The organism is Allomesorhizobium aridi (assembly GCF_043769475.1).
Taxonomy (GTDB): Bacteria; Pseudomonadota; Alphaproteobacteria; order Rhizobiales; family Rhizobiaceae; genus Allomesorhizobium.
This window is the reverse complement of record NZ_CP171729.1, coordinates 3,010,685-3,029,330: the sequence shown is the minus strand read 5'-3', so window position 1 is coordinate 3,029,330 and position 18,646 is coordinate 3,010,685. Positions and strand designations below refer to the sequence as shown.

At 62.2% G+C, this 18,646-nt stretch carries 15 protein-coding genes and 1 pseudogene; 11 read left to right on the top strand and 5 right to left on the bottom strand.

Annotation, left to right across the window (positions count from 1 at the left end; translation table 11 throughout):
- Positions 1–2: 2 nt before the first annotated feature.
- The 4 genes and pseudogenes from ACG873_RS16860 to ACG873_RS16845 all read right to left on the bottom strand — a co-directional run bounded on the left by ACG873_RS16860 (position 3) and on the right by ACG873_RS16845 (position 5,376).
- Positions 3–929 (bottom strand): acetyl-CoA hydrolase/transferase C-terminal domain-containing protein, encoded by a 927-nt coding sequence (locus tag ACG873_RS16860; RefSeq protein ID WP_394893225.1) that lies wholly within the window; start codon positions 927–929, stop codon positions 3–5.
- Positions 844–1,872, bottom strand: a complete 1,029-nt coding sequence (locus ACG873_RS16855) for a hypothetical protein (protein WP_394893223.1) — start codon at positions 1,870–1,872, stop codon at positions 844–846. Before ACG873_RS16855 ends, ACG873_RS16860 begins: the two co-directional genes overlap by 86 nt.
- On the bottom strand, positions 1,869–3,974 hold the full coding sequence (locus tag ACG873_RS16850) for a 3-hydroxyacyl-CoA dehydrogenase NAD-binding domain-containing protein (protein WP_394893566.1): 2,106 nt from the start codon (positions 3,972–3,974) through the stop codon (positions 1,869–1,871). The genes ACG873_RS16855 and ACG873_RS16850 overlap by 4 nt, the downstream gene beginning before the upstream one ends.
- Positions 3,974–5,376: pseudogene (locus ACG873_RS16845) on the bottom strand (acetyl-CoA C-acetyltransferase). The gene ACG873_RS16850 and the pseudogene ACG873_RS16845 overlap by 1 nt, the downstream one beginning before the upstream one ends.
- 451 nt (positions 5,377–5,827) lie before the next feature.
- Between ACG873_RS16845 and ACG873_RS16840 the strand changes: the two are divergent.
- The 9 genes from ACG873_RS16840 to ACG873_RS16800 all read left to right on the top strand — a co-directional run bounded on the left by ACG873_RS16840 (position 5,828) and on the right by ACG873_RS16800 (position 15,393).
- Positions 5,828–6,832 (top strand): LacI family DNA-binding transcriptional regulator, encoded by a 1,005-nt coding sequence (locus ACG873_RS16840; RefSeq protein ID WP_394893222.1) that lies wholly within the window; start codon positions 5,828–5,830, stop codon positions 6,830–6,832.
- An 80-nt stretch (positions 6,833–6,912) separates the two neighbouring features.
- On the top strand, positions 6,913–8,277 hold the full coding sequence (locus tag ACG873_RS16835; protein ID WP_394893220.1) for an ABC transporter substrate-binding protein: 1,365 nt from the start codon (positions 6,913–6,915) through the stop codon (positions 8,275–8,277).
- Between the two features lie 72 nt (positions 8,278–8,349).
- Entirely contained in the window at positions 8,350–9,282 is a 933-nt protein-coding gene (locus tag ACG873_RS16830) for a carbohydrate ABC transporter permease (protein WP_394893218.1), read from the top strand.
- Entirely contained in the window at positions 9,275–10,123 is an 849-nt protein-coding gene (locus tag ACG873_RS16825) for a carbohydrate ABC transporter permease (protein ID WP_394893216.1), read from the top strand. The genes ACG873_RS16830 and ACG873_RS16825 overlap by 8 nt, the downstream gene beginning before the upstream one ends.
- A gap of 23 nt (positions 10,124–10,146) precedes the next feature.
- Positions 10,147–11,343: a glycoside hydrolase family 172 protein gene (locus tag ACG873_RS16820; RefSeq protein WP_394893215.1), complete on the top strand. Its 1,197-nt coding sequence runs from the start codon at positions 10,147–10,149 to the stop codon at positions 11,341–11,343.
- Between the two features lie 2 nt (positions 11,344–11,345).
- Positions 11,346–12,434: an ABC transporter ATP-binding protein gene (locus ACG873_RS16815; protein WP_394893213.1), complete on the top strand. Its 1,089-nt coding sequence runs from the start codon at positions 11,346–11,348 to the stop codon at positions 12,432–12,434.
- Between the two features lie 223 nt (positions 12,435–12,657).
- Complete coding sequence (locus tag ACG873_RS16810; RefSeq protein ID WP_394893212.1) at positions 12,658–14,022, top strand: histidine kinase; 1,365 nt, start codon at positions 12,658–12,660, stop codon at positions 14,020–14,022.
- Positions 14,019–14,690: a response regulator gene (locus ACG873_RS16805; protein ID WP_394893210.1), complete on the top strand. Its 672-nt coding sequence runs from the start codon at positions 14,019–14,021 to the stop codon at positions 14,688–14,690. Before ACG873_RS16810 ends, ACG873_RS16805 begins: the two co-directional genes overlap by 4 nt.
- A gap of 151 nt (positions 14,691–14,841) precedes the next feature.
- Positions 14,842–15,393, top strand: coding sequence for a DUF3280 domain-containing protein (locus tag ACG873_RS16800; RefSeq protein WP_394893209.1), 552 nt, complete (start codon positions 14,842–14,844; stop codon positions 15,391–15,393).
- 66 nt (positions 15,394–15,459) lie between these two features.
- Here the strand turns inward: ACG873_RS16800 and ACG873_RS16795 are convergent, their stop codons facing one another.
- Positions 15,460–16,491: a LacI family DNA-binding transcriptional regulator gene (locus tag ACG873_RS16795; RefSeq protein WP_394893208.1), complete on the bottom strand. Its 1,032-nt coding sequence runs from the start codon at positions 16,489–16,491 to the stop codon at positions 15,460–15,462.
- Between the two features lie 157 nt (positions 16,492–16,648).
- On the opposite strand from ACG873_RS16795, the gene ACG873_RS16790 reads away from it, so the two are divergent.
- Together ACG873_RS16790 and ACG873_RS16785 are read left to right on the top strand one after the other, a co-directional pair.
- Positions 16,649–17,683 carry a Gfo/Idh/MocA family protein gene (locus ACG873_RS16790; protein ID WP_394893206.1) on the top strand — a complete coding sequence of 345 codons (1,035 nt, stop codon included), beginning with the start codon at positions 16,649–16,651 and terminating at the stop codon, positions 17,681–17,683.
- A 9-nt stretch (positions 17,684–17,692) separates the two neighbouring features.
- Entirely contained in the window at positions 17,693–18,595 is a 903-nt protein-coding gene (locus tag ACG873_RS16785; protein ID WP_394893204.1) for a sugar phosphate isomerase/epimerase family protein, read from the top strand.
- The last annotated feature ends 51 nt before the right edge of the window (positions 18,596–18,646 follow it).

The following is an 18,646-nucleotide window of genomic DNA, read 5'->3' as shown; positions in this document are numbered from 1 at the left end:
AATTAATCGCCGTGCCTGAGCGCCCAAAGAAGCAGTTTTGCATAGAGCCGTTCGCGCAGGCTTGCGGGAGCTGCGAGTTGCATCCTCCCAAGCGCTGCGCGCTCCTTGTCATCAGGCCGCGCTTCGGCCAGCGACGCAAGGACCGCACGCGCAAGCGATGGTCCGGACGCATTTGTCTGCTTCAGATGCCGCAGCGCCGGAATCAAGCGCTGTTCCTCTTCCGTAAACTCCGAGGCAAATGGAAACTCGGCGCACCAGCCTTCCTTGCGCAGCGGAGCGAGCGCTTCGGCTATGCGCTCCGGCGTATTGTCGCGAAAGTCCGGCGGAATGGCATAGTTCTTCTCGATCTTGCCGATGGATTTCGCCGCGTCGAGCAATTCTTCCTGAAAGGCCGAGTCGGCGATTGCAAGCATGGCGGCGATGCAGTCCCGGTCGGATTTGCCGCGCAGATCGGCAACGCCGTATTCGGTCACGACGATGTCGCGCAGGTGCCGCGGCAGCGTGGTGTGTCCGTATGACCAGATGAGGCGCGATTCACGCCGTCCGCGCGCTCGGCGCGTCGCGTTGAGCGTGATGATGGAGCGCGCGCCTTCGAGCGCGAAAGCCTGGGCGACGAAATTATACTGCCCGCCGACGCCGGAGACGACGCGGCCGTCGGCAAGTGCATCCGACACCGTTGCTCCCAAGAGCGTAACCATCATCGCATTGTTGACGAAACGCGCGTTCACGCGATCGGCGCGCTTTCTTTCCTCCTCGCCGTAAAGCTCGTTGACGAAGGAAATGCCGCGCATCCGGAAGAGCGCAAGCTCCTCTTCGGGCAGGCTGCGGAGAAAATCGTAGAACCTATTGCTGCCAACGAAGAAGCCGGAATGGAGGATCGCCCCATCGGAGGCGCGGCGCTTGAGAATGCCTTCCCGGTAAAGGTCCATGAAACCGTCGACGAACATCTCGCTGGCGGCGTAGAGGCCGGTTTCGAAGGTTCCCGTCTCCCGCGTTACGGCCTGATTGCGTGGCGAGAGGCGATGCAGTGCGTCGGCAAAAAAGCTCGGACCGCCGCTGCCGCAGGATCAGGGCAGCCGTCAGCGCGTCACCCAGCGAGCCGATGCCTATCTGCAGCGTTCCGCCGTCCTTCACCAGACTTGCCGCGTGGATGCCGATGGCGTGATCGGCCGCCGATACCGGCTCCCGCGGCACGACGAAGAGCGGCCGGTCGCGGTCGGGTCCGTCGAGCATGAGATCGAATTCGCTGGCCGGCAGCACCGCCTCGCCGGGCATGAAGGGCAATTGCGAACTCACTTCGCCCACAAGCAGGATCGGTTTCCGCCGGGCCTTAAGCACCGGCAGAATATCGAGGGTGATGTCGGAGTTGCCGGACAGGTTGTACTTGGCGTCGGCGCCGTCACCGCGTTTTGCCACAAGCTGTGCGACCACGTTTACGCCGCGGTCAAGCACGTAGCGGCCGGCATGGGTGTAATTGGCCGAGACATAGTTCTGCTGGGCGATCTCGATCGAGAGCCAGCGCCCGGCGACGAAAAAGAACTCGCTGACGCGGATATTTTCTGGCAGCGAGCCGTCGCGCAGCGCCTTGGCATAGGCGAGACCTGGGTAGCCCGAATACAGCCGCTCGTTCAGCGGTTCGACGAAGCGGCGCTCCATGTCGCTCGACCAGGAAGGTTTCTCCAACGTCAGCGCGGTGAAGATATCGAGATCGATCGCCCTGTCCTCGACCGCCCGCTCAAACAATGCATTGGCGACGAGATTGGCCTTGCCTAGCCCGAGCGGAAGCGCGAGCACAATGCGCCCGCCAAGGCGCTCGATGATGCGGTCGGCGACGCTTTCAGCCTGTTGGTGCTGGTCCGGCTTGCCCGTCACGTTTTTCCGCCCAGTCCCTCCCAGCCCTTATCGGGGGTAAACCGCGGTCCGTGCTGCTGTTCGAGCCGCCTTAGCGTCCCCAGGATGTCCGCCGCGCCGCGGCTGCGCGCATAATGCATCGGCCCGCCGCGGAACGGTGCGAAGCCGGTCGCAAATATCATCGCGCCGTCGAGCGTGTCTTCGTCCTCGACGATGCCCTCGCGCAGGCAGCGTACGCAGGTGTTAAGCATGGGCAGAACGAGGCGGTCCGACATTTCCGGGACGGGGGTCGGGGAGTCGGACGCCTTTTTCGGCTTGCCCTTGTCGTCATAGGCGTAGAGGCCGTTGCCCGCCTTTCGGCCGGTTTCGCCGCTTTCGACCTTTTTGGCGAGCCACGCCGGAATCTCGGGGATGGGGTCGTCGAGCTTGTCCTTGAGCATCCGGACGACCTCCAGGCCAATGTCCAGCCCGACGCGGTCTGCGAGTTCGATCGGCCCCATCGGCATGCCGAAATCCTCCGCCGCGCGGTCGATCGTCTCTTTGGGCGTTCCTTCGTCGAGCATGACGAAGGCTTCGGTCAGATAAGGCGTCAAGGCACGGTTGACGAGGAAGCCGGGTGCGCTTTTCACGGCGGCAGGCAGCCGCTCAATCGAGCCGCAGAAGGCATGCGCCCTGTCGAGTGTTTTTTGGCTCGCTTTGTCGTGAGCGACGACCTCGACAAGCTCCATCCTGGCAACCGGATTGAAGAAATGAAGGCCAATCAGCCGATCCGGAAAAGCCAAGCCTTCGCGCAGCACCTCAAGCGGAATGCTCGACGTGTTGGTGGCGAGAATCGCGTCCTTCTTCATTTTCGGTGCGATCGCGTCAAACACTTTGCGCTTGACGGCCGCATTCTCCGCAACCGCCTCGATGACGAGATCCGCCCTGGCGACCCCCGAGCCTTCGAAATCGGGGATCAGGCGGTCGAGCGCGTCGCGCCGCTCGATGCCCGAATGAAGCTTCTGGTCGTAGAGCGCAGCGGCGCGGCCAATCGCCTTGGCGATGGCGTTGCGGTCGAGGTCGGCAAGCGTGACACGCAGTCCATGCGAGGCGCACCAGGCCGCGATATAGCCGCCCATCGTGCCCGAGCCGATGACGTGGACATGCCGGACGCCGATTTCGCCCTTGGCAAAGCCCTTCAGCTTCTCGCGCAGGAAGAAGATACGGACGAGATTCTGCGCGGTCTCGCTGGCGAGCAGTTCCGAGAATGAGGTGATCTCGGCGCTTTGCATCGCTTTGGTGTCGCCGCCATGCTCCTCCCAGAGATCGATGAGGCGGTAGGGCGCTGGATAATGCTTCTTCGGCGCGTGTTTCTCGGCCTCAGTCCGCATCTGGCGGGCGGCGAACTGGCGCGCCGGCGAGAGGCCGAATATGCCCGATTTCCAGTTGCCGCGTTCCGTCTTCATCTTGCCGGCCACGGCCGCTCGCACGGCGTTTTCGACATGGCGCTCCTCGACAACCGCGTCGACGAGACCGAGCGCTTTCGCCTTCTTCGCATGCGCGGTCCTTCCCGTCAGCATCATCGTCATCGCCTCGACGGGATCGATCAGCGCCGTCAGCCGGAACGTCCCGCCGAGCCCCGGATGCAGGCCAAGCCTGATCTCGGGAAAGCCCAGCTTCGCATCGCCGAGGGCGATCCGGTATTTGCAGGCGAGCGCGATTTCGAGCCCACCGCCGAGGCAATGCCCGTGGATGACCACCACCGTCGGGATGCTGAGCGCCGCTAGCCGGTCGACGATCTCGTGCGACCGCTTCATGCGCGTCTCGACCTCGCCCGCCTCGGTCGCGCCCTTGAAGTCGCGGATGTCCGCGCCGGCGATGAAGCCGCCCTTCTTGGCCGAGCGGATGACGAGGCCCTTGGCGCCCATGCGCTCGACATCGCCAAGCGCCGTGTCGAGTTCGGCCATCACTGCCTCCGATAGCGTGTTCGCGCTTTCGTTGGCCCTGTCGAGCACAAGCCAGGCGATATCGTCCGATCCCTTGCTCAGCCGCGAGTGCGTGAAAACCTTCAGGGCGTCCTGCGGTCCCAGTTCCATGTTGCGGGGAGCGAGCGTTTTCCAGGCGGAGGCCTTTGTAACCGGCATCATGCAACCTCCAGAAGCATCGCGCCGCCTTGCCCGCCGCCGATGCATTCCGTGGCAATGCCGCGCTTGAGCCCGAGCCGGCGCATGGCGTTGACGAGGTGAAGCACGAGGCGGTTTCCGCTTGTGCCGACGGGATGGCCGAGGCTGATCGCCCCTCCGTCGACATTGAGCCGGTCGCGGTCGATGCGCCCGAAGATACCGTCGAGGCCGAGCAGGTCGCGGCAATATTCATTATCCTCCCATGCGGCGAGACAGGCGAGCACCTGAGCGGCGAAGGCTTCGTTGAGTTCCCAGAGATCAATGTCCTTGCGGGCGAGATCCCGGCGTTTCATGATTTCAGTCGAGCACAATGTCGGGGCAAGTCCCATGATCGAGGGATCGAGCGCCGACCATTCGCTGTCGACAATGCGGGCAAGTGGTGTGAGCTTGTGCTTTTTCACCGCCTCTTCCGACGCGACAACGACCCAGCACCCGCCGTCGGTGATCTGGGAGGAATTACCGGCGGTGACGTTGCCGTAAGGCTTTTCAAAAACCGGGCTCAAATTCGCGAGCTTGTCCATCGAGGTGTCCGGCCGCACTCCATCGTCGTGGTCGTAGAGCACCCCATTGTGGGCTACCGCCGGGATGACCTCGCCGTCGAGAAAACCATTGTTCTGCGCGCGCGCCAGACGCTGATGGCTTTCCAGGGCGTAGGCATCGGCGGCCTCGCGCGTGATGCCGAAGAGGTGGCCGATTACTTCCGCCGTTTGGCCCATATTGAGTTCGGTGATCGGATCGGTGAGCCCGCGTTCCAGCCCGATCACGGGCTTTGCCATCTCCGGCCGCAAACCCGCCAGCGCGGCGGTTTTGTCCCAGGGGTTTTCGCCGTTGCGAAGCGGCCGAACCATTCGACGGCTTCCTGGCGAAGCACCAGCGGTGCGTGAGAAAGCGCTTCCGTCCCGCCGGCGAGAATGAGATCGGCCTTGCCGGCTTCGATCGTCCGGAAGGCGGTATCGATCGACTGCATGCCCGAGCCGCAGTTGATCTGGACGGTGAAAGCCGTAATTGCCTCACCCATGCCGAGCCTCAGCGCTGCCACACGCGCGGGATTCATCTCATCGGCGATCACATTGACGCAGCCGAGGATCACGGTGTCGAATTCGTCTGGAGAAAAGGGCTGGCGCGTGAGAAGCGGCCGGCCGCATTGGACCGCCAGATCGACCGGCGTGAACGGTCCGGGTTTGTTACGCGCGCGGAGGAAAGGCGTCCGTGCGCCGTCCACCAGATAGACGGGACGGCCGGAACTCGGCGCGACCCGGCTGGCGGCTAGCGATCCGGCGGCGGCTGTTTTCCTGGCTGCAGTCGCCTTCGGCGCGCGAGCCGGGCGCTTCGCCTTCGCTCCGGACTTCGGCGCTTGGGCCATCGCATCGCTCCCTTATTCATTGGCGGGATGTCGAACCGAATTTTCTCTCTTGGAGATGAAAGATCATGCCCTTCCACAATGCCTCGCATCCAACGGTTAAAGCTGCGGATCGGTTCCGCTTCAGGGACTAAGGTGATGCATGGAAGGGGTCCTTTATTCGGGTCGAGGAGCGCCCTGCGACGTTTTCCTTGAGATCACTTCGCGTCGGCTTCGATCCACTGTCGACGAGCTTGGGACCTACTGCCTCCAAGGCAGCCAGCAGGCTGCCGTCCAGGCCTCAGTCCGCCGGCTCGTTACGGTCACTCTGGCAGGGTTGCGGCCCCCGCGCTGATCCGTGAAGGAAAGACTGTCGCTAAGAGGTTGGTAGCGTCCCCGCCCATCGCATCGATATGCTCAAAATTATGAAAAATCGATTTGCAAATGCATTCACAGCACCATAGCATTCGTTTTCATGAGCACGATTTCCAAGGTTGCAGCACGAGCGGGAGTGTCGCGGACAACGGTTTCGCACGTCATCAATCATGCCGACCGCGTTTCGAGGCCGCTGCGCGAGCGGGTGCAGGCGGCGATCGACGAACTCGGCTATGCGCCGAACCCGCAGGCGCAGAGCCTGCGCACCGGCCGCACCAATATCATCGCCATGCTGATCCCGGACATCCGCAACCCATTCTATCCGGAACTGGTGAAGACCGCGCAGTCGGAGCTGGAGAAGGTCGGCCTCGACATGCTGATCTTCAACACCGACGTGCCGGGCGGCCACTCGCAGGACCATGGCCGTGAATATATGCGCCAGATCGGGCGCAAGCGCGTCGATGGCCTGATCGTCGGCGACTTCGCCCTGCACGGCATGCATGACCATCTGGTCGGCCTCGACCTGCCGACGGTCTTCATCGGCCATCTGCCCAATCATGCGGTCGACAGCGTCAAGCTGGACGACCATGGCGGCGGCTATCTGATGGGCGAGTACCTGGCGAAGAAGGGCCATCGCCGCGTCGCGCACGTGACCGGGCCGTCCTTCTTCAAGGAGGCCATGGCGCGCGCCGGCGGTTTCGAGAAGGGGCTGGCCGACCATGGCGCGCCGCCTGTTCCCGAACTGCGCTACGAAGGCAGCTATCTGGCGCCATCTGGAAAGGAGGCGGCTCAATGGCTGCTGGCCGCTCATGGCGGTAATTTGCCTTCGGTCATCTTCTTCGCAAATTACCTGATGGCGTCCGGCGCACTCGCCGAATTTTACGACCGTGGCGTGCGCGTGCCGCAGGATATAGCGGTCGCCGTGTTCGGCGATCAGCCGCAGCTTGAATATGTCCGCCCCAGGCTGACGCGCGTCGGCAACACGCCTTCGGAACTGGCGGGCAGGGCCACGCGGATGCTGCTTGAGCGGCTGAGCGGCACATACCAGGGCGAGCCGCGCACCGAATTGGTGCCGTGCATCCTGCATCCATTCGACACCGCATAACAAAACCGGCTGCTTGCGCCGGACCGGAGACCCTTCGCAGGTGAACCGACAAGAAATCAAACCACGTCAGGGAGGAAACCATGACCGATCATCGCAAGACCGCAAGAACGCCGCTGTTGACCGGCGTCAACCGCCGCCGCCTGATCCAGGGCGGCGCCACCTTCGCCGCCGCAGGCCTTACCGGCTTTCCGTTCATCAACAAGATGGCGGTCAGGGCCCAGGACGCTCCGCTGAAATTCTGGCAGTTCTATGCGCCGGGCGGCCAAGTCGCCACCCAAGTCGCCTGGTTCGAGAAGACCGTGGCGGACTGGAACGACAGCCATGATCAGAAGGTCGAGCTCGAATACATCCCCAACACCGAATACATCAACGGTCCTAAGCTTGCGACTTCGTTCGCCTCGGGCGAGGGTCCGGATATCTTCATCATCTCGCCCGGCGATTTCCTGCGCTATTACAATGGCGGCGTGCTGCAGGATCTGACGCCGCACATAGACGATGCGGCCAAGGCCGATTTTCCCGAAAGCGTTATCGCCAACCGCATGGTCGACGGCAAGATCTACGGCATCCCCATGGAGGTGGAGCCGATGGCCATGTACTATTCGGTCAAGGCTTTCGAGGAAGCCAAACTCAACGAAAACGACGTTCCCAAGACCTGGGAAGACCTGCTGGAACTCGCCAAGAAGCTGACCACGCCAGAGCGGTTCGGCGTCATGTTCGAAACCAATCCGGGCTATTACCAGAACTTCACCTGGTATCCCTTCCTCTGGCAGGGCGGCGGAGAATTCCAGAACGCCGAGGGCAAGAGCGCCTTCGATTCGCCCGCGACCGTCCAGGCGCTCAAGTTCTGGCAGGACGCGATCAATCTCGGCGTCGCGCCGCGGCAGGTGCTGGGCAACGGCGCCAACGACGCGGCGGCCAATCTCGGGTCCGGCTACACGGCCATGCAGAATGTCGGCATCTGGGCCATCTCGCAGATGACCAACAATGCCAAGGACGTGCCCTTCGGCGTGTTTAAACTGCCGACCCCGCCGAACGGCAAATATGTGACCGTCGGCGGCGGCTGGGCGTTCGTGGCCAACGCCAAAGGCAAGAGCCCCGACGTGGCGGCCGAGTTCTGCGCATGGGCGTTGGCCTCGATGGACAAGGGTTCGATCGAGCGGGTGGCGAACTGGTGCACGGTCGCCAAGTCGGACATGCCGCCCCGCCAGAGCGCGCTGGAAGCAGGCGCCGAGGCCTTCAACAAGGGCGTGATGGGAACGTTCTCGAAAGAGATCCATCCCGGCACGCGCGCCGAGCCGCGGGTTCCGCCGGAGGTCTACAAGATCATCTCCGACGCGATACAGCAGACGCAGCTGGGCGGCGCCGACCCGCAGCAGACCGCGACCGCGGCGAGCCAGCAACTCGACGCATTCCTGGCCTCCTACAGCGGGGCGCCGATCCTCTAGCCAATCCTCCCGCGGGTGGTCGCGTCCTTCGGGATGCGGCCACCTTGCCGTCATGCTGGACCGAAGGATTTCATGACCAACGACGTTCTGGGAAGGAAAGCCGGCAAACGCCGGACGCTTTCGGCCAAGCGCCGCGAATGGCTGGCGGGCTATCTCTTCGTCCTGCCCGATGCGCTGGGCCTACTGGTGTTCCTCGGCCTGCCGATGTTCCTGTCGCTGATCCTCGGCCTGTTCGAGGTCGATGGATTCGGCGGCTACAGATTCGTAGGCCTCGGCAACTACGCGCGCATGATGAAGGACCCGCTGTTCTGGTCAGCCGCCCGCGTCACCGCGCTTTACGCGGTCATGCTGGTGCCGCTGCTCTATGCCAGTGGGCTCGGCCTGGCGCTTCTGGTGCAGAAGACCAACCGCTTCAACGCGGTGATGCGCTCGATGTTCTTCGCGCCGCATATCGTCAGCCTGGTGGTGGTGGCGCTGGTCTGGCAATTGATGGTGGTCGACAAGATCGGCGTGATCAGCCGGCTCATCGCGATGACCGGCCTTGGCGGCGTGTCTTTCCTCGGCGATCCCAGTTTCGCGCTGATCACCGTGGTGGCAGTCAGCGTCTGGTTCCTGATGGGCTATTACATGCTTATCTTCCTGGGCGGCCTGCAGGACATTCCGACGGAGTATTACGAGGCCGCTGAAATCGATGGAGCCGGGCCGGTCGCACGGTTCTGGTACATCACCCTTCCCCTGCTCAAGCCGACGAGCTTCTTCGTGCTCATGGTTTCCATGGTGGCCGCGGTCGCCGGCGCGCAGGCCTTCGACATCGTCTACGTCATGACCAAGGGCGGGCCGGCCAACGCCACCTCGGTCCTCATCGTCTACATCTACCAGCAGGCTTTCGGGTTCGGCGCCTTCGGCTATGCGGCCGCGATGGCGTCCATCCTGGTGATCGCGCTGATGATGCTGACGGCGGCGCTCTTCCTCATCACGCGCGGGGGACGCTTCCATCATGAATAGACATCGTCCCACGCGCTATTTCGCACGCTCGCAGGTCACGCTGGTGCGCGCGGTCTGGATGGTCGTCGCCGCCATCCTGGCTGCAATGACCGTGTTTCCGCTTTTCTGGATGGTGTCGATCGCCTTCAAGACGTCCTCGGAAGCCTTTTCGCCGAACCTCGTCCCGGCCGCGCCCACATGGGAGAATTTCAGCTACGTGCTCACCGGCGTGCCGTTCCTGCGCTACATGTTCAATTCGCTCTTCGTCTCGGCGACCGTAACCATCGTGGCGCTGTTCTTCCATTCGATGGCGGGCTACGCGCTGGCGCGGCTGCGCTTTCCCGGGCGCGAGATGATCTTCCTCGCGATCTTCTCGACCTTGCTCGTGTCGCTGCCGGTAATCATCGTGCCGCTCTTCATCATCGTGAAGGCGATGGGCATGCTCAATTCCTATGCCGGTTTGATCGTGCCCGCGATCTTCAACGCCTTCGGAATCTTCCTGCTGCGCCAATACTACCTCTCGCTGCCACGCGAGATCGAGGAGGCGGCAGTGATCGACGGCGCGGGATACTGGCGCATCTACTGGAGCGTGATCCTGCCGCTCAGCCGGCCGATCCTGTCGGCGCTGACTATCCTCTTCTTCCTGGCCAACTGGAACGCCTTCCTCTGGCCGCTGACTATCGTATCCGACCCGGATCTCTGGGTGGTGCAGGTGGGCATCGCCAACTTCAAGGGCCAGTACTCGGCGTCGTGGAACTACATCATGGCCGCATCCGCCATCGTCGCGGTGCCGATGCTCGTCCTGTTCGTGATCTTCCAGCGCCAGATCATGGACTCAATCAAGACCAGCGGACTGAAGTGACCGCGTAATTGCAGGAGAAATTCATGAACAATGCGGGCCTTTCGCCGCTCCGCGGCCTCGCCAAACTGCGCGATGCCAAGACGCGACGGTTTTCGAGCTACGACCGCACCGGCGGCAATGACGACCGGATGCATATCGAGCCCGGCAAGACGGTCGTCATCGCCGAGCACGAGGGCGCCGGCATCGTCACCCACATCTGGGCGACGCTCGCCTGCAAGAGCGAGAACTTCCTGCGCAAGATCGTGCTGCGCGCCTGGTGGGACGGCGAGGAGCATCCGAGCATCGAGACGCCGATTGGCGATTTCTTCGGCATGGGCCATGCCCGGACCCGCAATTTTTCGAGCCTTCCGGTCCAGGCCAGTCCCGAAGACGGCAAGGCGTTCAACTGCTATTTTCCGATGCCCTTCTCAAGCCGCATGAAGTTCGCCATCACCAATGAGGCCCAGGACGACCTGCTCTTCTACTACTACGTAGATCTCGAACTGCACGACGAACTGGAGGAAGGTCTCGGCCGCTTCCACGCGCAGTATCGCCAGGACCGGCCCGAAGGCATCGACGAGACCGGACTTGCCAACGAGCAGGTGCTGTTCGGCGGCGAGAATGGCGACGGCAAAAGCAACTACACCATCCTCGAAGCGGAAGGCCGCGGCCACTATGTCGGCGTGCTCTATTCCGTCTATTCGCGCCGCCGCTCAGGCGTCTGGGACTGGTATGGCGAAGGCGACGACATGATCTTCGTTGACGGCGAACCGGGCCTCGTCGTGCCCGACACCGTGCGCAAGCCCGATCCGCGCATCGGCTCGAAGGCGGCGCTGGTTCCCAATCGTGCCGAGAGCAGCCCCGGCGCCAACGACGCCTGGCCGCCGACGCTGCACGGCACCGGCACCGAGGACTATTTCAACACCGCCTGGTGCCCGACGCAGGACTACAGCGCCCCCTATCACGGCATCATCGCGGCAGGCGGGCCGAACTGGACCGAGCCGGTGACGCTCTATCGCTGGCACATCGAGGACCCGGTGATCTTCCACAAGCAGATCCGCGTGACCATCGAGCACGGCCATGCCAATCGCCGTTCCGACGATATCTCGTCGGTGGCGTTCTGGTACCAGGCCGAACCGCACAAGCCGTTCGAAAAGCTTGCCGATGTGAAGGACCGCATTCCCACCTTCCGGACGCCTTACCAGAATTGGGACGCTGCTTTCGATGAGAAAAGGCGCTGATCATGGCCTCGGTTTCGATCCGCGATGTCGTCAAATCCTATGCGGCGCTGGAGGTGCTGCATGGCGTCTCGGTTGATATCGACGACGGCGAGTTCCTCGTCCTTGTCGGGCCGTCGGGCTGTGGAAAGTCGACGCTTCTGAGGATGATCGCTGGGCTCGAGGAGATTTCGGCCGGCACCGTCAGCATCGGCGAAACCGTCGTGAACGATGTGGCGCCGAAGAACCGCAACATCGCCATGGTCTTTCAGAATTACGCGCTCTATCCACATATGACGGTGGCCGAGAACATGTCGTTCTCGTTACGCCTGGCCAAGGTCGCCAAGCCCGACATCCATGCCAAGGTCGAGCGGGCCGCCGCCGTCCTCGGCCTGGAAAAGCTGCTCGACCGTTATCCCGGCCAGCTTTCCGGCGGCCAGCGCCAGCGCGCTGCCATGGGCCGGGCAATCGTGCGCGATCCGCAAGTGTTCCTGTTCGACGAGCCGCTTTCCAATCTCGACGCCAAGCTGCGCGTGCAGATGCGCACCGAGATCAAGGCGCTGCATCAACGGCTCGGAACGACGACGATCTACGTCACCCACGACCAGGTCGAGGCGATGACCATGGCCGACCGGATCGTCGTCATGCGCGACGGGATCGTTGAACAGGTCGGCGCGCCGCTGGAGCTCTACGACTTTCCGGACAATCTCTTCGTCGCAAGCTTCATCGGCTCACCCGCGATGAACTTCATCGAGGGACGGATCGAACAAACCGAGGCCGGGCAGGTTTTCCGCTCCGTGCGCGGGGCCGTCCTGCCGCTCGATCCCGCGCAGAAATTTCCCGACGGGCTGGAGAGCATCTACGGTGTCCGCCCGGAGCATCTTTCGATCGCCCATGGTGACGCCGGCGTCTCGGCCAATATCGGTGTCGTCGAGCCGACCGGCTCGGAGACGCAGGTGACGATGGATGTCGAGGGGGATGTTCTGGTCGGGGTCTTTCGGGAGCGTATCGGCTCGGCGAGCGGTCCCGTTCTGCGCATCATGCCCGATACCGAAAAGGTTCATCTTTTCGACAAGGGCACGGGACAGCGTGTAGCCAGCGCGGGCCGGCGTTAAGTTCTACCTCGCGCCTTCATTCGCCGCCGCCTGGCTATTTTGCGATAGGCCGGTTTGGGCAAAATGCCTGTCGAAGGCCGGACTGCTTTTCTTGGTTCGGCCGCGCGTGTAGCGTGGAGAGAGCAATTCGGGGACAGCCCATGGAAGTGGCAAAAGCTCCTATGGCTACAGAACCCGTCATATCGCCGATCTCGATCTCAAATGGTCGCTAACGCTGCGGGTCGTGGCCGTCGCCCTTGCCTGTTTTCTTGTTTCGGCGGCGTTGGCGGTGTTGGGGACTTATCGCGACATTGGGAAAGCCAATGAGAGTGTGGCCGACGATGTCATCAAGCAGTTGCAAAACCAGCTATTCCGTATCGAGTCGGACAGTGCCTTGTCGGCGGAGTTCCCCGATTGGACTCCGATTACCCAGCGCGTCCAAAATGCGGGGCAATGCATACAATTTGCTGGTCCCGACGGGAGCATCAGTCGTTCAAGTTGCGTAGGCTTCAATTCAGGCGACGGCGTCCCGCAGACCTGGTTCTCCTCCCTTGGCAAGTCGCTTCTCGTCGCTCGTACCGATATTGCGCGCCCCGTTCCCTATGGCGGGAAAACCTATGGAACCGTGATCGTCACGATGGAGGGGGCCGCCGTGCTGGCTGCGGTCTGGAATGATGTCTCTGGACTCCTCGGTCTTACCGCGCTGGTCGTGGGTGCGATCTGTCTGCTGCAATATGTGGCGATCAGCCGGGCGCTCCGGCCGACGAAGGAAATTCTGGTCGGGCTCGACAGGTTGACGCTCGGTGACCTGTCATATCGACTGCCGAAGTTCCGTCTTATCGAGCTTCAGCGCATAAGCGAGGTCTTCAACACACTCGCGGCAGGTCTGGAGCGGACAACGCGTGAGCGGACCGCATTGGCCGCTCGGCTTGTCGACGGCCAGGAACAGGAACGGCGTCATCTGGCGCGAGAGCTCCACGACGAGCTTGCACAGAACCTGAGCGCCATCAGCGCAGGGGCTGCATCGATCAAAGCGACGGCGGAGACCGAGTGCCCAGGCCTTTTGTCCGAGGCGAACAGTCTTTCCCAGACATCGATGGCCATGATGAAAACTCTGCGTTCCACCCTGCAGGCCCTTCGTCCGCCGGAGATCGATGATTTCGGGCTCGCGGCAAGTCTTGCGTCGCTCGCGAAGACACAGGAACGGCGTGCGGGCGGGAAGCTGAAGATCCTCCTCGACGTCGAGGGCGACCTTCAGGGCTTGCCGCCGGCGGCGGCCGCGCACGTTTATCGTATTGTCCAGGAGGGGCTTACCAACATTGGCAAGCATGCGAATGCGAGCCGGGCGCGCGTCGCTTTGGACATCCGTCCGAAGTTGCCGGAACAGGCCGCGTCTCAACGACGATGGCTGGCGCTGACGATCGAGGACAATGGATGCGGAGCGGTCGAGCGTCGCGAGAGCGCGGAAAGTCACGGATTTGGACTGGTCGGGATGCGCGAGCGCGTGATGGCGCTCGGCGGGCAGTTGGACGTCATCGACCTGGGCGGCCAGGGTTTCAAGCTCCACGCCATGATTCCATTCGACGGACCCTCGGGGCTGTTGCCGTGAGCAGGAAAATAGTCCGCGTCCTGCTTGTCGACGACCACGCCGTCGTTCGCGAAGGTTACCGTACGCTGCTTTCAAAGCATGAAGGATTGGTGGTCGTTGGTGAGGCATGTGACGCAGCGTCGGCCTACCAATGCTACAAGGACACGCATGCGGATGTCATCATCATGGATATTTCGATGCCGGGACGTGGCGGCATCGATGCGATCGAGCACATCCGCCGGTTCGACGCTCATGCACAGGTGCTCGTATTCACGATGCACGGCGGGGCCGTGTACGCGCTGCAGGCGTTCCGTGCCGGCGCCAGGGGCTACGTGACCAAAAGCAGCCCTCCCGATCTTCTGATACAGGCTGTGCGAGACGTCGCCGAAGGCCGGATGGCTATCTGTCCGGAGATCGGCGAAGTGCTCGCACTTGATCGGCTGCACGGAGAAAAGTCCGGGCTGGAGGAGCTTTCACCGCGCGAGTTCGAGATTTTCCGCATGATCCTCGATGCGAGATCGACGGATGAGATCGCGTCCGCGCTCAATATCAGCCGCAAGACGGTGGCGAATTATCACTACGGCATCAAGTCGAAGCTCGGGGTGGCTTCCGACATCGAGCTTTTCTATTTCGGTCTGCGGCAGGGGCTGGTCGGGCCCGTTTCGCCGATAACGGACGTCGGAAACTAGATCCACGCCCCGCATTCGGCCGATCAACGCCTTACGAAGGCAATTTGCCCAGGATTCCACGGGCAACCTTCCATTTTCGCGGTGCCGTCAAACGTTCAGACTTCGGCCCGGTCTTCTTGCCGAACCTGGCGATCTGGAACTGGAGGCATCAATGCTTGACCTTGGCCGCTGCACTCAAAAGTCGATTCACCGGTTCGGCATCGCCGCTGCCATCGTGTGTTTCTGGACAAGCTACGCGATCACGGACGATGTGCCTGTCACTTCAAAGGCTCCTGTCAAAATCGCAGTATTCGAATTCGAGCTCGAAGACTTCAGCGCAGCGGCCGAGCATGGGACAAGCCCGATCGTGACCTCCTACCTGGCCCAGTCCACGGAAGAGGCGAAGCAGCAACTCCTTCAATCAGGGCGCTACAGTCTGGTCGACACCGCTGGCGCCGACCTGGAGGCCGCGAAGGGGCAGGGCCTGCGAAATTGCGGGGGGTGCGAAGCTGCCATTGCGATGACCCTTGGGGCAGATCAGTCCCTGATTGGTGTCGTGACCAAAATAAGCATGGCCGAATACGTTGTGCGGGTTCAAATCAGAGATGCCCAAAAAGGCGAGATTATCTCCCGGTTCACGACTGACCTGCGCATGGGCACGAGCGACTCGTGGCCACGCGGAGTCCGTTCGCTGATGAAGAACCGCATGCTGGCGTCGCAGTGACCGACGGGGCAACCGGAACCTTCCTAACCGAGAACTATCCGGCGACCCGCCGGAATCCCAAGACCGCTATTTCGGAGAAAAGGTGTCGCTCTCGCCTGGAACGAAGTCCATTGGCCAAAGCCGGCGCGATGGATCTTGCGGGTACGATTCGGCATAGAGGGGCATTGAGGCCAGCAGAGTTTCGGCCAGCGAAATGCCCAGATCGTGCAAGTTTAGACTGAAAGACGTAAGGGACGGCGACAGAAAGCGAGCATGCGGACTGTGACGCCCGATGACGGCAATGTCCCGTCCGGGTTTCACCCCGGCTTCCTCAAGCCCGCGGTACAGGCCAATGGCGATCGTCTCGTTCACGAGCACGACGGCAGTCGGCCGTTCCTTGCAGGCGAGGATCGCGCGGGCAATCTGGTAGCCGCCGGCCTCGCTCGGCATCGAACGGAAGATCAGGTCATCCTCGAGCGCGAGGCCGTAGTTTGCCAATGCTTGCCGGCAGCGCTCGACGAAAACATAGCCAAGATTTGTGTCGTCGTGGGGACGGGTCACTGCGATTCGCCGATGCCCCTTGGCCACGAGGCGGTCGATCGAGGCTTGGGCCATGCCCTCGAAATCGAGATCGATCCAAGGCTGGCCGACATCGGTCAGGCTGCGGCCGAGCGAGATGAACGGGATCTTGCGCTTCGCCAGGAAGTCGAAGCGATGGTCGATCCGCCTGGTCGAGGACAGGATAAGGCCATCGGCGAAGCCGCGTGCGACTATGCGCCTGAGATAATCGTACGGATCCTCTTGCGACGAGCAGAGCAGGGCGACCAGGTCAAGCTTGTGGCGCGCAAAAACCGTCTGCACGCCGTCGAAAACGCTCATGAAGAACGTATCGCCATGCCCGGTGATCTCGCTGCCCGTCTGCATCATGAAGCCGATCACGCCTGTTGCGCCCTTGCGCAGGGCGCGTCCTGACTGGTTGGGGACGTACCCAAGCTCCTCGGCCGCCTCCATGACCCGCTTGCGCGTCTCGGCGTTGACGTCCGGCTTGCCGTTCAAGGCCCGCGACACCGTCCCGATCGACACATTCAGATGTTTGGCAAGCAGGTGGATGCCCTTCATTTCTTTACGTCTTTCTCCCGTTGTCCGATTCCAGCGATTCACCCATTGACACAGTTATCAGCGTCAAACTACTATCGTAAACGTTTACGGAAGCCAAATCGGCTGTTCGTAATCGTTTCCGGTAGCGATCTGATCGATGCCGTCAGGGAGGAGCATCGTGCCGATGAAGGCTGTGGTTTGTGGCTGCGGAGCTATGGCCAAAGGCTGGCTGAGAGCGCTTGCCGAAACTCCGGCCCTTAAGGGCGCTATCGAGATCGTCGGGTTGGTTGACCTCGATCTGTCGACCGCCGAGGCGCTTGCCGAAGAATTTTCCCTCGCAGATGCAGTCACCGGAAGCGATCTGAACTCGGTGCTTGAAGCGACGCGGCCCGATCTCGTTTTCGACATCGTCGTGCCGTCCGCGCGCCACCACGTCGTCAGCACCGCGCTTGGCTATGGTTGCCATGTGCTCAGCGAGAAACCGATGGCGGCCTCGCTGGAGGAAGCCGAAGACCTGATAGCCCTTGCGCGCCGTGCAGGGCGCATTCATGCGATCGTGCAGAACAGGCGCTTCATCTCCGGCGTGCGTCGTATGCGCCGGGTCGTCGAGACCGGCGCCCTTGGCGATCTCACCGGCATCCATTGCGATTTCTTCATCGGGCCGCACTTTGGCGGCTTCCGTGATCAGATGGACAACGTGCTGCTGCTGGATATGGCGATCCACACATTCGATGCGGCGCGTTTCGTTTCCGGAAAGACACCGCTGGCGGTTTATTGCCATGAAAGCAATCCGCCCGGTTCCTGGTATCGTCATGGCGCGGCCGCCAACGCGATTTTCGAGTTTTCCGACAATGTCGTGTTCACCTATCGCGGCTCCTGGTGCGCGGAGGGCGCGCGCACGAGCTGGGAAAGCGCGTGGCGTGTCATCGGCACAAATGGGACCTTGCTCTGGGACGGCGCCGACAAGCTCGACGCCCATGTCGTCTCCGGCGAGACGGGTTTCCTTCGCGACGTGAGCGAGATCGAAATACCCGAGCCTTCAAGCGAGGCGGACACCCACGGCCACGCCAGCGTCATTCAGGGTTTTCTGAGCGCAATCCGCGCCGGCGTCGCGCCGGAAACGGACGGCAATGACAACATCAAGAGCCTTGCCATGGTTTTCGGCGCCATCGAAAGCGCCCGCCGGCGCGAGCGCGTAACTATCGCGGCCTGAGGAGAGTTAATGACCGACCTGGCAAAATCGATCCGCATCGGCACCATGGTAAGCGCCAACAAGGGCGATGCGGCCAAACGCATCCGCGAGATCGCCGACCTCGGTTTCGAAAGCTTCGAACCGTTCTTCTGGCAAACGACCAACGGCCAGGATCTCGCCGAACTCGGCAAGCGCTGCGCGGACGCGATCGGCGACCGCGACATCACCATCTCCACGCTCGGCATGTTCGGCAATCCGCTCGAGGAAACCGACACCGACCTCCAGACGCTGCAGGGCTGGAAGGATTGCATCGACAACGCCCATCATTTCGGGGCGAATTGCGTGGCCGGCTTCACAGGGCGCATCCGCAACAAGCCGCTGACGGACAGCCTTCCCCGCTACAAGGAGGTCTGGAGCGAACTCGCCAAGCGCGCCGCCGACAAGGGCGTGAAGATCGCGTTCGAGAACTGCGCCATGGACGGCAATTGGGCGAGCGGCGACTGGAACATCGCGCACAACCCGGACGCCTGGGAACTGATCTTCAACGAGACCCCCGATGACAATATCGGCCTCGAATGGGAGCCGTGCCATCAGATGGTCTATCTCATCGAGCCGCTGCCCCAGATCCGCAAATGGGCGGACAAGATTTTCCACGTCCATGGCAAAGACGCCACCATCCGGTGGGACGTGATCCGGGAGCACGGAATTTTCGGCAAGGAAAAATTCGTCTTCATGCGCACGCCGGGTTTCGGCGACAGCAACTGGACCGACATCATTTCGGAGCTTCGCCTGGCGGGCTGGAGCGGCTCCATCGACATCGAGGGCTGGCACGACCCCGTCTACCGCGACGGGCTCGAAATGACGGGCCAGGTTTTTGCTCTCAATCATCTCAAGAATGCCAGGGGAGGCGCGTTCGTCGCTGATCCGGGATGACGTGCATGGTGACCGGTATGGAGGAAGTTGCCGGTCACGAGACAACAGAAA

Coding starts and splice junctions, on each gene's coding strand:
- ACG873_RS16825 (WP_394893216.1), top strand. CDS start 9,275: ATGAATAGACATCGTCCCACGCGCTATTTCGCACGCTCGCAGGTCACG.
- ACG873_RS16820 (WP_394893215.1), top strand. CDS start 10,147: ATGAACAATGCGGGCCTTTCGCCGCTCCGCGGCCTCGCCAAACTGCGC.
- ACG873_RS16795 (WP_394893208.1), bottom strand. CDS start 16,491: ATGAAGGGCATCCACCTGCTTGCCAAACATCTGAATGTGTCGATCGGG.
- ACG873_RS16815 (WP_394893213.1), top strand. CDS start 11,346: ATGGCCTCGGTTTCGATCCGCGATGTCGTCAAATCCTATGCGGCGCTG.
- ACG873_RS16860 (WP_394893225.1), bottom strand. CDS start 929: ATGGACCTTTACCGGGAAGGCATTCTCAAGCGCCGCGCCTCCGATGGG.
- ACG873_RS16800 (WP_394893209.1), top strand. CDS start 14,842: ATGCTTGACCTTGGCCGCTGCACTCAAAAGTCGATTCACCGGTTCGGC.
- ACG873_RS16850 (WP_394893566.1), bottom strand. CDS start 3,974: ATGCCGGTTACAAAGGCCTCCGCCTGGAAAACGCTCGCTCCCCGCAAC.
- ACG873_RS16785 (WP_394893204.1), top strand. CDS start 17,693: ATGACCGACCTGGCAAAATCGATCCGCATCGGCACCATGGTAAGCGCC.
- ACG873_RS16835 (WP_394893220.1), top strand. CDS start 6,913: ATGACCGATCATCGCAAGACCGCAAGAACGCCGCTGTTGACCGGCGTC.
- ACG873_RS16830 (WP_394893218.1), top strand. CDS start 8,350: ATGACCAACGACGTTCTGGGAAGGAAAGCCGGCAAACGCCGGACGCTT.
- ACG873_RS16840 (WP_394893222.1), top strand. CDS start 5,828: ATGAGCACGATTTCCAAGGTTGCAGCACGAGCGGGAGTGTCGCGGACA.